The organism is Burkholderia cepacia (assembly GCF_029962485.1).
Classification (GTDB): Bacteria; Pseudomonadota; Gammaproteobacteria; order Burkholderiales; family Burkholderiaceae; genus Burkholderia.
On sequence record NZ_CP073637.1, the window covers coordinates 1062637 to 1077137 of the forward strand.

A 14501-nucleotide genomic window follows, 5' to 3' on the forward strand; every position below is an offset into this window, starting at 1 on the left:
TACGCGCTCCCTTTTTTGTCTGCGTTCAGGCTTCGCGCAGTTTGCCGGCGACCGTGGCCGCGACGTCGAGCCATTCGCCCGGCGCGGGCTGGCGGGCGATCCGGGCCTGCGGATACCACGGGCAGTCGTCGCCGGTGAACCAGCGCCAGTCGGGCGCGAACGGCAGCATGACCCACAGCGGTTTGCCGAGCGCGCCCGCGAGGTGCGCGACGGCCGTGTCGATCGTGACGACGCCGTCGAGCCGCTCGATCAGCGCGGCCGTATCGGCAAAGTCGTTCAGCCGGCCGTCGAGGCGATGCACGCGCGGATGCGCGTCGACGCGCATGCGTTCGTCGTCGTCGAGGGCCGGTTGCAGCACGATCCAGTCGATGTCCGGCAGCGCGAGCAGCGGTGCGAGCGCATCGAACGGCATCGAGCGGTTTTCCTGCGCCTGCCGGCGCCCCGACCAGGCGAGGCCGAACTTGCGCTTCGACTGCCCGCCGAGCGAGCCGCGAAAGCGCCGCCGGGCACCGTCGGGCGCGTCGAGGTAGCGCGAGCCGCCGACGATGTCGTCCGGTTGAAGCCCGAGCAGGAACGGCAGGCTCATCAGCGTGCAGGCGACATCCGCCGCAGGCGGCCTGGCAGCGCCCTGTGCGACGAGCGTCACGCGCCAGCGCGACGCGGCCGGCGCCAGCAGCGGCACGAGTTCCGGCTGGACTTCGAGCACGACGTGCGCGCAGCGCGCGCGGGCAAGCGGCACGAAGCGGACGAACTGCAGCGTGTCGCCGAACCCCTGTTCCGCGCGGATCAGCAGCGCGCGTGACGCAATCGGCTCGCCTTGCCAGCGCGGCAGCGTGCCGAGCGGTGTGGCGCCCGGCGTGTCGTGGCGCGCTTCGTATGCAGGCAGGCCGCGCGTGAAGTCGCCGAGCGTCAGCAGCGTGACCGCGCGGTGCAACCGCGCGAGCGTGAGATCGGGCGCGACGCGCAGCGCCTGGTCGAATGCGCGCAGCGCCATCTCGTGTGCGCAGAGCGCGTGATGCGCGTTGCCGAGATTCAGCCACGCGAGGCCGAACGACGGATCGAGACCGACGGCGCGCTCGTAGTAGGGCAGCGCGTCGCGGTGGCGCGCCTGCGCGCACAGGGCGTTCGCGAGCCCGAACAGCGCGAGCGGAAACGGCGGGTGCAGCGCGAGCGCGGCTTCGAACGCGGCTGCCGCGTCGGCATGCCGGCCGAGCGCATCAAATGTGTTGCCGAGATTGAAATGCGCGGCGACGAAACGCGGTTGCGCGGCGATCGCGGCCTGGAAGTGCGCGATCGCGTCGTCGGCGCGGCCGGTCGCGTTCAGCGCCATCGCGAGGTTGTTGTGCGCGCCCGCATGCCCGGGTCGCAGTTCGAGCACGCGACCGAACGCGGCGAGCGCGTCGTCGTGGCGGCCGAGCGCGTTCAGTGCGTTGCCGAGATTGTTGTGAATCGATGCGTCATCGGGTGTGAGCCGCAGCGCGCGGCCGAACGCATCGATCGCATCGTCGTGACGCTGCAGTGCCGCATACGCGTTGCCGAGGTTGTAGTGCGCGAGCGGAAATTCGGGCGCGAGCGTCAGCGCGTTGCGAAAGCGGTCGATCGCTTCGTCGAGTCGGCCGAGCGCCTTCAGCGCGTTGCCGAGATTGAGCTGCAGCGCGGCATCGTCCGGGCGCAGCGCGACCGCGCGGCCGACGAGATCGGCTGCTTCGGCATGCTGGCCCTGCTGGTGCCGCAGCACGCCGAACAGGTGCAGCGCGTCGGCGTCGGCGGGGTTGGAGGCGAGCGCGTTGCGATAGCCGTGCTCGGCCTCGGCGAGGCGGCCCGCGCGGTGTGCGGCATATGCCCGGTCGAATACGGAATCCATGACGCGAAAACTGACGGAAAGCCGGTATTTTCCCACACCGCGAGTCGCGGCCGCGCTTCGGCCGGTCGGCATATGGCCCCGTCACGCTGAGCGGCGTAGACTTGCAGGGTCGCGGAGGTTCTCATGGCTGACACACTGCCCGATATCCCGCCCGTGCTGATCGTCGGCGCGGGGCCGACCGGTCTTGCCGCGGCGATGAGCCTCGCGCGGGCCCGCGTGCCGGTGCGCATCATCGATCGCCTCGCAGCGCCCGCGCCGTACTCGCGCGCGATCGGCATCCAGGCGCGCACGCTCGAACTGCTGGAGCAGCATCGCACGGTCGAGCCGTTTCTCGCGCTCGGTCATCGCGCACATGCGGCCGCGCTGCACGCCGACGGCCGCGTGATCGCGCGGCTCGATTTCGATCCGCTGCAAACGCGCTATCCCTATTTGCTGTTTCTCGACCAGAGCATCACCGAGCGCCTGCTGGCCGAACACCTGGCGCGGCTGGGCGTGACGGTCGAGCGCGGTGCGACGCTGACCGCGTGCGACGCGGGCGGCACGTCGCTCGACGTGTCGATCCGCTGCGCGGACGGCCGCGACGAGTCGTTCGCGCCGTCGTACCTGATCGCGGCAGACGGCGCGCACAGCACGGTCAGGCATCTGCTCGGCCTGGGCTTTGCCGGGCAGGCATTCGAACAGACGTTCCTGCTCGCCGATTTCGCGGCGATACCCGACTGGCCGGACGAAGAGATCCACCTGTTCACGTCGCCCGAAGGCATGGCCGGCCTGTTTCCGATGGGCGACGGCCGTTACCGGCTCGTGGCCGACCGTCCGCCCGGCAGCGACGCGTCGTCAGATGCGCCGACGCCGACGCTCGCGGAGTGCGACGCGATCGTGCGTAAACGTGCGGGCGTATCGATCTCGCCGAGCGATCTCGCGTGGTCGTCCTATTTTCACCTGCATAGCCGGATGGTCGACCGGTTGCGTCACGGCCGCGTGTTCTTCGCGGGCGACGCGGCGCACGTCCACAGCCCGGCCGGCGCGCAGGGCATGAACACCGGCATCCAGGAAGCGTTCAATCTCGGCTGGAAGCTCGCGCGCGTGCTTGGCGCCGGCACGCCCGAGCGGCTGCTCGACACGTACCACGCGGAACGCCATCCGATCGAGCGCGACGTGTTGCGGCAGACCGGTTTCGTCACGCAGATGGTCGAAGCCGAGCGCGGCGCGATGAGGTTGCTGCGCGATCATGTCGTGCCGCTGCTGGCGTCGTTCGGGCCGATGCGCGACGCGGTGCGGCGCACGGTCAGCGAGCTTGGCGTGCAGTACCGGAAGAGTCCGCTCACGCTCGAACGCGTGCTCGACGGCGGGCCGCGCGCAGGCGAGCGGGCGCCCGATGCACTCGTGCATGTGCTCGACGGGCCGCTTGGCCGCGCACCGGGAACGGCGCGGCTATACGATCTTCACGATCCGGCGAGCTTCGCGCTGTTGCTCCTGGAAGAGCCGGTGAATGAAGATGCCGGCGGCGTACCGGCCATCGCGGCCGATGCTCAGGCGCTCGTGCAGGGGCTCGAGCGGATCATGCCGGATGCGGTGCGCGTGTGGCGCGTCACCGATACCGCAGGCGACGGGGCCGCCGGGCTGGCGCAGGAATACGGCCGCTCGCGGCCGTCGTTCTACCTGCTGCGGCCGGACGGTTATGTTGCCGCGCGCGGGCGCACGGCAACCGACGCGAACGCGCTGCTGCGCCACTGCGAAACCTGGTTCGCGGGCATGACGCGGTCCGCGTAACGGTGAGCTCAGGCGCTCGCGGCGGCGGGCACGAGCGATGCACGGTGCACGGCGATCGCGTCGCGCACGATCGGTGCGGCGCGTTGCGCGCCTGCGCTCGACGGATCGTCGAGCGCGGCGAGAAACGCGCGGCGCATCCGCGGTTCCCAGAAGCGTCGGATATGGTCGGCGATGCCGGCCAGCGCTTCGTCGCGATCGGGCATCGATTCGAAGAATGCGCCGATCTGGTTGGCCATGTCGATCAGGTGTTCGTGGTCCATCGCTGCCTCACTTGCCTGTCGTCACGGTGTCGGGCGTGGCCGCGCGGCGCTCGAGCAGGTCGATCTGCTCCGCGTTGAAGCGCGCGTACGCGCGCTGCCAGTCGGACGGTTGCGCAACCGGCAGCACCTGCACCGCCGTCACCTTGTATTCCGGGCAGTTCGTCGCCCAGTCGGAGCTGTCGGTCGTGATCACGTTCGCGCCCGATTCGGGAAAGTGGAACGTCGTGTACACGACGCCCGGCTGCATGCGCTCCGTCACGAGCGCGCGCAGCACCGTGTGCCCGGCGCGCGATTCGATGCCGACCCAGTCGTCGTTCCGGATCCCGCGATCCTGCGCGTCGTGCGGATGGATCTCGAGGCGATCCTCTTCGTGCCACCGGACATTTTCGGTCCGGCGCGTCTGCGCACCGACGTTGTATTGCGACAGGATGCGGCCCGTCGTCAGGATCAGCGGATAGCGCTGCGTGACCTTTTCCGGCGTCGGAATGAACTTGGTGATCACGAACCGGCCCTTGCCGCGCACGAACGCATCGATGTGCATGGTCGGCGTGCCTTCCGGCGCGTGTTCGTTGCACGGCCACTGGATGCTGCCGAGTGCGTCGAGTTTCTGGTACGACACGCCCGAGAAGGTCGGCGTGAGCCGCGCGATCTCGTCCATGATTTCCGACGGATGCGTGTAGTGCATGTCGTAGCCGAGTGCCTGCGACAGCAGCAGCGTCACTTCCCAGTCCGCATAGCCCGCGAGCGGCGGCATCACCTTGCGCACGCGCGAGATGCGGCGCTCTGCGTTCGTGAACGTACCGTCCTTCTCGAGGAACGTCGAGCCCGGCAGCAGCACGTGTGCGTATTTCGCGGTCTCATTCAGGAAGATGTCCTGCACGACGATGCATTCCATCGCCGACAGCGCGGCCGATACGTGCTGCGTGTTCGGGTCCGACTGGACGATGTCCTCGCCCTGGCAGTAGAGCCCCTTGAAGCTGCCGTCGAGCGCTGCATCGAACATGTTCGGGATGCGCAGCCCCGGTTCCGGTTGCAGCGTGGCCGACCACGCCTGCTCGAACTGCGTGCGCACGACCTCGTCGCTGATGTGCCGGTAGCCGGGCAGTTCGTGCGGGAACGAGCCCATGTCGCACGAGCCCTGCACGTTGTTCTGGCCGCGTAGCGGATTGACGCCGACGCCTTCGCGGCCAATGTTGCCGGTCGCCATCGCGAGGTTCGCGATGCCCATTACCGTCGTCGAGCCCTGCGCGTGTTCGGTGACGCCCAGCCCGTAATAGATCGCGGCATTGCCCCCCGTCGCATAGAGGCGCGCGGCCTCGCGCACGCGTTCGGCCGGCACGCCCGTCACGTCGGCGGTCGCCTCCGGTGAATTCTCCTCGCGCGACACGAATTCGCGCCATTGCTCGAATGCGCGCGTGTCGCAGCGCTCGGCGACGAATGCGTCGGCAACGAGCCCTTCGGTGACGATCACGTGCGCGAGCGCGTTGACGATCGCGACGTTGGTGCCGGGGCGCAGTTGCAGGTGATGCGTGGCCTTCACGTGCGGGCCGTCGACGACGTCGATGCGGCGCGGATCGATCACGATCAGCTTCGCGCCTTCGCGCACGCGGCGTTTCATCCGCGAGCCGAACACCGGATGGCCGTCGGTCGGATTCGCGCCCATCACGACGATCACGTCGGCCTGGCCGACCGATGCGAACGTCTGCGTGCCGGCCGATTCGCCGAGCGTCGTCTTCAGGCCATAGCCGGTCGGCGAATGGCACACACGTGCGCAGGTATCGACGTTGTTGTTACCGAACGCGGCGCGCACGAGCTTCTGCACGAGATAGGTTTCCTCGTTCGTGCAGCGCGACGACGTGATGCCGCCGATCGAATCGCGGCCGTACTTCTGCTGCAGCTTGCGGAATTGCGTCGCCGCGTAGGTGAGCGCTTCGTCCCAGCTCACTTCGCGCCACGGGTCGGTGATCTTCTCGCGGATCATCGGCTTCGTGATGCGGTCCTTGTGTGTCGCGTAGCCCCAGGCGAAGCGTCCCTTCACGCACGCGTGGCCTTCGTTCGCAAGGCCGTTCTTGTGCGGCGTCATGCGCACGACCTGCGTGCCCTTCATCTCGGCCTTGAACGAGCAGCCGACACCGCAGTACGCGCAGGTCGTGACCACGGAGTGTTCGGCCTGCCCGAGCTGCACGACGGATTTTTCCTGCAGCGTGGCCGTCGGACATGCGGCGACGCACGCGCCGCACGACACGCATTCCGACGCCATGAACGATTCGCTTTCGCCCGCGGCCACGCGCGATTCGAAGCCGCGTGCGGCGATCGTCAGCGCGAACGTGCCCTGCGTTTCCTCGCACGCGCGGACGCAGCGGTTGCAGACGATGCACTTCGACGGGTCGTACGTGAAGTACGGGTTCGATTCGTCCTTGCGGTCTTTCAGGTGATTCGCGCCGTCGAAGCCGTAGCGCACTTCACGCAGCCCGACGACGCCCGCCATGTCCTGCAGCTCGCAGTCGCCGTTGGCGGGGCAGGTGAGGCAGTCGAGCGGGTGGTCGGAGATGTACAGCTCCATCACGTTGCGGCGCAGCGACTGCAGCCGGTCAGACTGCGTGCGCACCTTCATGCCGGCTTCGGCAGGTGTCGTACACGACGCCGGATAACCGCGCCGGCCTTCGATCTCGACGAGGCACAGCCGGCACGAGCCGAACGGCTCGAGCGAATCGGTTGCGCAGAGTTTCGGGACGTTGACGCCGGCTTCGATCGCCGCGCGCATCACCGACGTGCCGGCCGGTACCGTCACCGGCTGGCCGTCGATTTCGAGCGTGACGTCGGTATCGGCATGGCGTTGCGGCGTGCCGTAATCGGTATCGTCGAACGGGTCGCGCTCGCGCGCCTGTGCGGCGCTCTTGCACGCGCATTGGCCCGAGCCGCAGCCGCCTTGGCGGACGTTGTTCGTGTCGAGGGACATGCAGGGCTCCTTCTGGGTCAGGCCGCAGCCTTGACCGGGCCCGACGCGGCATCCTTGCCGGCAGCGAGCCCGAAATCTTCGGGGAAATGGTCGAGTGCGGACAGCACCGGGTACGGCGTCATGCCGCCCATCGCGCACAGCGAGCCGGCCAGCATCGTGTCGCACAGGTCGCGCAGCAGCGTGACCTGACGCTCCGACGTGTCGCCGTCGCGGATGCGTGCGATCGTCTCGACGCCGCGCGTCGAGCCGATCCGGCACGGCGTGCACTTGCCGCACGATTCGATCGCGCAGAACTTCATCGCGTATTCGGCCAGCTCGGCGAGGTTCGACGTGTCGTCGTGCAGCACGATCCCGCCATGGCCGACGACCGCGCCGATCGCCGTATACGCCTCGTAGTCGAGCGGCACGTCCCACTGATGGTCGGGCAGGTAGGTGCCGAGCGGGCCGCCGACCTGCGCGGCGCGAGCGGGCCGGCCGCTGGCCGTGCCGCCGCCGAAGTCGAACAGCAGTTCGCGCAGCGTGACGCCAAACGCGAGTTCGACGAGGCCGCCTTGACGGATGTTGCCCGCGAGCTGGAACGGCAGCGTGCCGCGCGAGCGGCCCATCCCGTAGTCGCGATAGAACGCCGCGCCGCGCGCGAAGATCACGGGCGCCGTCGCGAGCGTGATCACGTTGTTGATGACGGTCGGCTGGCCGAACAGGCCGGCGAGCGCGGGTAGCGGCGGCTTCGCGCGCACGACGCCACGCTTGCCCTCGAGCGATTCGAGCAGCGCCGTTTCCTCGCCGCACACGTACGAGCCCGCGCCTTTCGCGACGTGCAGCTCGAACGCGTGCGCGGAGCCGAGTACGTGGTCGCCGAGCCAGCCGGCTTCGCGGGCGCGGACGATCGCGGCTTCAAGCGTGGCGATCGCGTGCGGATATTCGCTGCGCACGTAGATGTAGCCGATCGTCGCGCCTGTCGCGATGCCCGCGATGATCATCCCTTCGATCAGGCAGTACGGATCGCATTCCATGAGCAGGCGGTCGGAGAACGTGCCCGAGTCGCCTTCGTCCGCATTGCAGACGATGTACTTCTGCGCGGCGCGCGCGTTGCGCACGGTGCGCCACTTGATGCCGGCCGGGAACGCCGCGCCGCCGCGGCCGCGCAGCCCCGATTCGAGCAGCGTCTCGCATGCAGCATCGCCGTCGAGCGCGAGTGCGTTCTTCAGGCCCGCGAGGCCTTCGTGCTGCAGGTAGTCGTCGATCGACAGCGGATCGGTCAGGCCGATCCGCGCGAACGTGAGGCGTTGCTGGCGCGCAAGATAGGGCAGCGCATCGACGAGGCCGACGGCGCTCGGGTGTGTGCCGCCGTCGAGCCAGTTGGCGTCGAACAGGGAGGGCACGTCGGCGGCCGACAGGTTCGCGTAGCCGACGCGGCCCGCGGCCGTGCCAACCTCGACGAGCGGCTCGAGCCACAGCAGCCCGCGCGAGCCGTTGCGGACCAGTTCGATCGCGACGCCGCGCCGTTCGGCTTCAGCGACGATCGCGGCTGCGAGCGCGTCGGCGCCGAGCGCCAGCGCGGATGAGTCGCGCGGAACGTAGACGCGGGTCGTCATGCGGCCTCCGGCGTGCGGGCGACCGCGTCGGCGAGCAACGCGTCGAACTTCGCCGGCGTGACCTTCGCGTGCAGCACGCCGTTGACCGTCAGCGACGGCGACTGCGCACACAAGCCGAGGCAGTACACCGATTCGAGCGCGACGGCGTCCGGCGCGTGCGCAGCCGCGGCATCGCCGTGCGCTGCATCGAACCGGCAGCCCGTGCGCGCTTCCGCGTGTGCGGCCAGCGTTTCGCAGCCCATGCTGCGGCACGCTTCGGCGCGGCACATCTGGATCGTCACACGCGCGGGCGGCGCGGTGCGGAAGTGATGGTAATAGGTCAGTACGCCGTGCACTTCCGCGCGCGACAGGTTGAGTGCCTTGGCGAGCGGCGCGACGCAGCCCGGCGGCACGTAGCCGGCGTCGTCCTGGATCGCATGCAGGATCGCGACGAGCGACTGGCCGGCGCGCGCATGACGCTCGACCAGCGCGTCGGGCGCAGGGGAATTCGGGGACATCGGTTATGCTCCTCCAAAGTCTCATATGCGCTCGAAATTCATATAGTGCGCACCGTGACTTCGTTCTGATTGATTTTGACCAACGATAAGCGGAAGATTTCGCGGTCGCAATAGGAAATCGGAGTGCATAATTGATTCGAATCGAATGCGACGCGTATCTGACCGTACGCGACACGGAGGGCCGGTCGGCCAGCCTGTCGGACGTTGCGCCGTTACTGGAACTCGTGGCCGACACGGGCAGCATTGCGCAGGCGGCGCAAGCCAAAGGACTGTCGTACCGGCACGCTTGGGGCATGCTCCGCGCGCTGGAGGCATGCATCGGCGGTGAGCTGATCGAAACGGCACGCGGCAAGGGATCGACGTTGTCGGCGCTCGGGCAGGCGGTCGTCGATGCGCAGCGCCTCGCGCGCAGCCGGCTCGACGGGAATTTGCGCACGCTGGCGGCCGAAGTGGCGAGCGACCTGAACCGGCGGCTCGCGCAGCGCGACGGCGCCGTGCGCATCCACGCGTCGCACGGCTACGCGGTCGCGACGCTCGTCTCCGCGCTCGTCGATGTGCAGGCCGCCGTCGACATCAAGTATCGCGAGAGCGTCGAAGCCGTACAGGCACTCGCGCGCGGCGAATGCGACCTGGCCGGCTTTCACCTGCCGCGCGGAGCGTTTCGCGCGCAGTGCGCGCAGATCTACCGGCCGTGGCTCGACGACACGCGCCATGTGCTGATCCACCTGACGCGCCGCCAGCAGGGGCTGTTCGTGCCACGCGGCAACCCGAAGCAGGTCCGTGGGCTCGCGGATCTCGCGCGCAACGACATCCGCTTCGTCAACCGGCAGCCGGGGTCGGGCACGCGCATGCTGCTGGACCTCGCGCTGCGCGCGATCGGCATCGATCCGGAGCGCATCGACGGCTATGCATCGGCCGAGCTCACGCATTCGGCGATCGCGGCGTTCGTCGCGAGCGGGATGGCCGATCTCGGCTTCGGCGTCGAGCCGGCCGCCCATCATTTCGGGCTCGATTTCATCCCGGTCGTCGACGAGGACTATTACTTCGCATGTGAACGCGCGCGGCTCGACGCACGTCCGCTCGCCGGCGTGCTGGCGCTGCTGCGCGACGCACGTTTCGTCGAGCGCGTCGCGCATCTGGACGGCTACGATCCGGCCGCGTGCGGCACGCTGACGAGCGTTGCGAGCGGGCTGGCCGGCGGCGACGGCACGCACGCGCAGGACGGCAACTCCCGGTAACGGGGACGCGATCGAGCCGCGCTGCAGCAGCGGGGGATTTGCGCTACGCTTGCCGCTTGATCAACGTTCCAACAAGCACGCCGTTCAGGCGTCATTCCGCCATGAAATTTTCCGTTTCCCTCGCCGCGGCAGCGTTGACCGCGGGGCTGCTGGTCGTCGCTTCGCCGTTTGCGTTCGCGCAGAATTCCCCGGGTGTGCCGGGCGGCATCCTGAGTGAGCAGTTTCGTTTGAACGAACATCCGCAGATGCCTTTCGCGGCGTCGGCGCCGTCGCAGAAATACCAGGGCAGCAAGAAGTCGGCGTTGCGCCGCAAGGGCGACCTTGGCGATCCGAACGGCTGCAACCTGAAGTGCCCGATGGATACCCAGTAATGCGCTGACCGGCGCGTTTGCGCTCCGGGTGAGGCGCCGTGCTTTCGCGCAACGGCCAAGCCACCTGACCGACAGGCGTACGAGCGCCGTCCCCGGATCTGATCATGTTCGAGCCCCGCGAAGCGTTGCCGCTTCGCGGGGCTCGTGCTTTTCGGCGAGGCTGCATGCAATGGGTTGCCGGACGAAACCGCCGTTTGCACGCGTTGCCGTCATGGCAATCTATCTAGGGTTAACCCTAAATCCAGGAAGGATGTCTTCCAGAAACCTGCCTTATTCTTAAGCATCCGCCTACATAAACTTCGGTTTGTCAGCGATGAACAAGGTGTTCACCGCGAACACAGACAAATCTGGAGGTAGGTCATCATGAAGTCGCTCGTTCAAGCTGTTGTCGTTGCCGCCGCTCTCGTTGCCCCGGTCGTGTCGTTCGCCCAGTCGGGTTCGACGATCACCCGCGCGCAGGTCCGTGCCGAACTGGTCCAGCTCCAGCAGGCCGGTTACAACTCCGCCCGCGGCGAAGATCCGCACTATCCGGAAGCGATCCAGGCCGCCACGGCCCGTGTTGCAGAGCAGCAGCGTGCGCTGGCGCAAGCGCAAGGCGCCGACGCCAGCGGCTACGGTGCGCAGGCTCAGGGCGCCTCGGCGTCGGGTTCGCGCGCGATGGGCGTGCGTCCGGCCAGCGCTGAAGAAATGAAGTCGCTGTATCGCGGCAGCTAAGTCGCGCATCGCTCGGCGTGCGTGAGCGCCGGGTGCGACGACGCGTCGTGCCCGACATTGCGGTAGCCGGGCAGGTCGCAGTCAGGCGCGGCCAATCGCTGCGCGGGCGCGGCCGACCATCCGTCACCTCCTGCCGCCGGAGCACCGGCGGCATTCCGCCCGGCCGCCCGTCCGTGGCTGGGCGCTTTTTCGGCAGGAGAGGGATGCATGCGTTTCGCCGGCAACAAAAAACCCCGCAGACTTGCGTCATGCGGGGTTCGTGCGACGAGCGCGGAATTTGGTGGAGGCGGCGGGAATCGAACCCGCGTCCAGAAGCGCTCCACGACTAGTTCTACATGTTTAGTCCAGTCTTTTGATTTAACCGCAGCGACGCGGACGAACACGCTGCACTACGGCGATTCGCTAGATTTTCGACCCTGGCGTCGCGACGCCGACAGGGCTTAACTGACGTAAATGACCTCTGGCGGTATTGCTACCGGTCTTGCGACACTAGCCCGTCAGTGAACTAGGCAGAGGACGGCGGCCGTTAGGCTGCCAGTGCGAACGTATCGTCGTTTGCAGTTACGATTTTCCCATTGATTAACGAGGTGACGGGTCCTCGACATGCCCTAGCCGCTTCACAACCCCTGTCGAAACCAGGTCGCCCCCGCGGATAAGATCAAACATTATAGCCCAACATCGCGCAACAGTTCGCGCAGTTCCTGCGTCGTATCGACGAGATGCTGCGCTTGCCAGTCGGCCGGTGCGACGCCGTCGCCGCAATAGCCGTACGCGGCCGCGACTGTCGCCATGCCGGCAGCGCTGCCGGCCTGAATGTCGCGCAGGTCGTCGCCGACGTAGACGATGCGCGCGGGCGCGAGCGTCAACTGGTCGGCAGCGTGCAGCAGCGGGGCGGGGTGCGGCTTCGGGTGCGGCGTTGTGTCGCCCCCGACGACGCAGGCGGCGCGCGGTGCGAGGCCGAGCAGGTCGACGAGCGGCGCCGTGAGCCGCATCGCCTTGTTCGTGACGATGCCCCAGCGCACGCCGCGCGCATCGAGTTCGTCGAGTACGTCGCCGATGCCGGGGAACAGCGACGTATGCACGCAGAGATCCGTCGCGTAGTTGGTCAGAAACTCGTCGCGCATTGCTTCGTAGCCGGGCGTGTGCGGATCGATGCCGAACGCGCCGCCGAGCAGGCCGCGCGCGCCGGCCGAAGCCAGCGGCCGCAGCACGTCGAGCGACGTTTCGGGCAGGCCGCGCTCGCGCTGCATCTTGTTGACGGCCGCCGCGAGATCGGGCGCCGTATCGGCAAGCGTGCCGTCGAGGTCGAACAGCACGGCATCGCAGTGCAGCAGGCGCGGTTCGTCTGCAGCCCGCGCGGTCGAAAGGGGAGTCGTCATGCCGGTCGGAAGGTCACGCGGCGCGGCGGCACGCGATGAGGTAGTTGATGTCGGTGTCGTTCGACAGCGCGAAGCGCTTGCCGATCGGGTGGTACGTGATGCCCTTGATCTCCACGATGTGCAGATCCGTCGCGCGCACGAAGCCGGCCAGTTCCGACGGGCGGATGAAGCGCGCGTAGTCGTGCGTGCCCTTCGGCAGCATCTGCGCGATGTACTCCGCGCCGATCACCGCGAACAGGTAGGACTTCAGGTTGCGGTTCAGCGTCGAGAAGAACACCCAGCCGCCCGGTTTCACGAGCGTCGCGCATGCGGCGACGACATCACCGGGCGACGGCACGTGCTCGAGCATCTCCATGCACGTGACGACGTCATAGGTGCCCGGTTCGCGCGCGGCGATCGCTTCGGCGGCGATGGCCTCGTAGTCGACCGTGATGCCGCTTTCGAGGCTGTGCAGGTCGGCGACGCCAAGTGCTTCGGTCGACAGGTCGATGCCCTTCACGTGGGCGCCTAGCCCGGCCATCGATTCGGACAGGATGCCGCCGCCGCAACCGATGTCGAGTGCGCGCTTGCCGGCCAGGTGCGCGTGTGCATCGATCCAGCCGAGCCGGACCGGGTTCAGGTCGTGCAGCGGCTTGAATTCGGCATTCGGATCCCACCACAGGTGGGCGAGGTCGCTGAATTTCTGGAGTTCGTGCGGATCGGCGTTGGTCATGTCGGCAAACGGGCTACGGAAGGAGGGCGGTGCTGCGGTTCGTCAGACCCGAGTATATAAGAAGCGGACGAGCGGCGAAGCGGCGAGCGCCCGGACGGGCATCAAAGAAAAAGCCCCGCCGGAGCGGGGCTTTGAAGCAGTCGAAAACCGCGGCTTAGTTTGCCGGAACGGTCGTCTTCTGGACTTCTTGCGTACCAACCACTTCGACTTCCACGCGGCGGTCCGGTGCGAGGCAGGCGATGAGTTGCTTGCGGTTCTTCTGGTTGCAGCCAGTCGTAACCGGGTTGCGCTTGCCCTTGCCTTCCGTGTAGATCTTGTTGGCCGGCACACCCTTGCTGACCAGGTACGACTTCACGGCTTGCGCACGGCGCAGCGACAGACGGTCGTTGTACTTGTCCGAACCGATGCGGTCCGTGTAGCCCGTTGCAACGACGACTTCCGTGTTCATGCCTTCGATCTTCGAAGCCAGTTCGTCCAGCTTCTGCTTGCCCAGCGGCTTGAGCGTTGCCTTGTCGAAGTCGAACAGCGCGTCAGCTTGATACGTGATCTTCTGGCTCGTGATGGCCGGAGCGACCGGAGCGACCGGCGGCTGCGGTGCCTGGGCGACCAGTGCGCCATCGCACTTCGCGTTGGCGGTGGCCGGCGTCCAGAATGCATCGCGCCAGCAGAGCTCGTTCGTGCCGTTCATCCACACCCATTCGCCCGTGCCGTTCACCCAGTTGTCATTGACGGCTTGACGCGACGCCGGCACCGACTGTGCCGAAGCGGATGCAGCCATAACTGCGGTAGCTGCAATGAACGCGAGCTTTGAAAGTTTATTCATATTTCTCCTCTCGAAATTGAGATTACCGCAGGTTTACTGCGAGCCTGTTGACGGTGACAAGTCATACATTGCTCGAAGTATAACATTGGTGCGGTACAAAAAACGCGGCACCGCTCTGTGTAGACTTTAGACTTCGAGCAGCGTCTAACCCTCAGTGCGTTGGCATTTTGCCATATCGTTCCCTTCCTACGAAAAAAAATCCTCCCCACCCTAAGATCGCTTCAACTTTGTGGTGCATGCGCAACACCGGCCTGCCGCAACTTTTAGAGATTGTCAAGAGTGTGTCGGCGAAATTGCGCGAATGTGTGCAGTTTTTTAC

Annotated in this window: 12 protein-coding genes and 1 other RNA gene; 4 read left to right on the plus strand and 9 right to left on the minus strand. The window is 67.3% G+C overall.

Annotated features, from left to right (window positions below; translation table 11 throughout):
- Positions 1-25: 25 nt before the first annotated feature.
- Positions 26-1864, minus strand: coding sequence for a tetratricopeptide repeat protein (locus KEC55_RS04945; RefSeq protein ID WP_432626198.1), 1839 nt, complete (start codon positions 1862-1864; stop codon positions 26-28).
- A 123-nt stretch (positions 1865-1987) separates the two neighbouring features.
- On the opposite strand from KEC55_RS04945, the gene KEC55_RS04950 reads away from it, so the two are divergent.
- Positions 1988-3634: an FAD-dependent monooxygenase gene (locus tag KEC55_RS04950; protein ID WP_282506979.1), complete on the plus strand. Its 1647-nt coding sequence runs from the start codon at positions 1988-1990 to the stop codon at positions 3632-3634.
- Between the two features lie 8 nt (positions 3635-3642).
- Here KEC55_RS04950 and KEC55_RS04955 read toward each other — a convergent pair whose 3' ends face one another.
- From KEC55_RS04955 to KEC55_RS04970, 4 genes are read right to left on the minus strand one after another with little or no spacing between them, the layout of a single operon-like run.
- Positions 3643-3894 (minus strand): formate dehydrogenase subunit delta, encoded by a 252-nt coding sequence (locus KEC55_RS04955; RefSeq protein WP_282506980.1) that lies wholly within the window; start codon positions 3892-3894, stop codon positions 3643-3645.
- A 7-nt stretch (positions 3895-3901) separates the two neighbouring features.
- Complete coding sequence (fdhF, locus tag KEC55_RS04960) at positions 3902-6853, minus strand: formate dehydrogenase subunit alpha (RefSeq protein ID WP_282506982.1); 2952 nt, start codon at positions 6851-6853, stop codon at positions 3902-3904.
- Between the two features lie 17 nt (positions 6854-6870).
- A complete protein-coding gene (locus KEC55_RS04965; protein WP_282506983.1) occupies positions 6871-8448 on the minus strand; it encodes a formate dehydrogenase beta subunit in 1578 nt (525 codons plus the stop codon).
- Positions 8445-8945 carry an NAD(P)H-dependent oxidoreductase subunit E gene (locus tag KEC55_RS04970; protein ID WP_282506984.1) on the minus strand — a complete coding sequence of 167 codons (501 nt, stop codon included), beginning with the start codon at positions 8943-8945 and terminating at the stop codon, positions 8445-8447. The genes KEC55_RS04965 and KEC55_RS04970 overlap by 4 nt, the downstream gene beginning before the upstream one ends.
- A gap of 131 nt (positions 8946-9076) precedes the next feature.
- On the opposite strand from KEC55_RS04970, the gene KEC55_RS04975 reads away from it, so the two are divergent.
- The 3 genes from KEC55_RS04975 (at position 9077) to KEC55_RS04985 (ending at position 11268) form a co-directional block, all read left to right on the plus strand.
- The gene (locus KEC55_RS04975) at positions 9077-10183 is read left to right on the plus strand and encodes a substrate-binding domain-containing protein (protein WP_282506986.1); all 1107 of its coding nucleotides are present in this window, start codon (positions 9077-9079) and stop codon (positions 10181-10183) included.
- A 101-nt stretch (positions 10184-10284) separates the two neighbouring features.
- Positions 10285-10554, plus strand: a complete 270-nt coding sequence (locus tag KEC55_RS04980; RefSeq protein WP_282507484.1) for a hypothetical protein — start codon at positions 10285-10287, stop codon at positions 10552-10554.
- A gap of 363 nt (positions 10555-10917) precedes the next feature.
- Positions 10918-11268: a DUF4148 domain-containing protein gene (locus KEC55_RS04985; RefSeq protein ID WP_059235505.1), complete on the plus strand. Its 351-nt coding sequence runs from the start codon at positions 10918-10920 to the stop codon at positions 11266-11268.
- 278 nt (positions 11269-11546) lie between these two features.
- Here KEC55_RS04985 and ssrA read toward each other — a convergent pair.
- The 4 genes from ssrA to ompA form a co-directional block, all read right to left on the minus strand.
- Positions 11547-11916, minus strand: a transfer-messenger RNA (tmRNA) gene (gene ssrA / locus KEC55_RS04990).
- 17 nt (positions 11917-11933) lie between these two features.
- The gene (gene gph, locus KEC55_RS04995; RefSeq protein ID WP_282506988.1) at positions 11934-12647 is read right to left on the minus strand and encodes a phosphoglycolate phosphatase; all 714 of its coding nucleotides are present in this window, start codon (positions 12645-12647) and stop codon (positions 11934-11936) included.
- A gap of 13 nt (positions 12648-12660) precedes the next feature.
- Complete coding sequence (gene ubiG / locus KEC55_RS05000) at positions 12661-13359, minus strand: bifunctional 2-polyprenyl-6-hydroxyphenol methylase/3-demethylubiquinol 3-O-methyltransferase UbiG (protein ID WP_176049269.1); 699 nt, start codon at positions 13357-13359, stop codon at positions 12661-12663.
- Between the two features lie 154 nt (positions 13360-13513).
- The gene (gene ompA, locus KEC55_RS05005) at positions 13514-14182 is read right to left on the minus strand and encodes an outer membrane protein OmpA (protein WP_011351327.1); all 669 of its coding nucleotides are present in this window, start codon (positions 14180-14182) and stop codon (positions 13514-13516) included.
- Between the last annotated feature and the right edge of the window lie 319 nt (positions 14183-14501).

Excerpts from the sequence above, each read along its gene's own strand:
- KEC55_RS04980 (WP_282507484.1), top strand. The coding sequence starts at position 10,285 with ATGAAATTTTCCGTTTCCCTCGCCGCGGCAGCGTTGACCGCGGGGCTG.
- KEC55_RS04985 (WP_059235505.1), top strand. The coding sequence starts at position 10,918 with ATGAAGTCGCTCGTTCAAGCTGTTGTCGTTGCCGCCGCTCTCGTTGCC.
- KEC55_RS04970 (WP_282506984.1), bottom strand. The coding sequence starts at position 8,945 with ATGTCCCCGAATTCCCCTGCGCCCGACGCGCTGGTCGAGCGTCATGCG.
- ubiG (WP_176049269.1), bottom strand. The coding sequence starts at position 13,359 with ATGACCAACGCCGATCCGCACGAACTCCAGAAATTCAGCGACCTCGCC.
- KEC55_RS04965 (WP_282506983.1), bottom strand. The coding sequence starts at position 8,448 with ATGACGACCCGCGTCTACGTTCCGCGCGACTCATCCGCGCTGGCGCTC.
- KEC55_RS04945 (WP_432626198.1), bottom strand. The coding sequence starts at position 1,864 with ATGGATTCCGTATTCGACCGGGCATATGCCGCACACCGCGCGGGCCGC.
- KEC55_RS04955 (WP_282506980.1), bottom strand. The coding sequence starts at position 3,894 with ATGGACCACGAACACCTGATCGACATGGCCAACCAGATCGGCGCATTC.
- fdhF (WP_282506982.1), bottom strand. The coding sequence starts at position 6,853 with ATGTCCCTCGACACGAACAACGTCCGCCAAGGCGGCTGCGGCTCGGGC.
- KEC55_RS04950 (WP_282506979.1), top strand. The coding sequence starts at position 1,988 with ATGGCTGACACACTGCCCGATATCCCGCCCGTGCTGATCGTCGGCGCG.
- gph (WP_282506988.1), bottom strand. The coding sequence starts at position 12,647 with ATGACGACTCCCCTTTCGACCGCGCGGGCTGCAGACGAACCGCGCCTG.
- ompA (WP_011351327.1), bottom strand. The coding sequence starts at position 14,182 with ATGAATAAACTTTCAAAGCTCGCGTTCATTGCAGCTACCGCAGTTATG.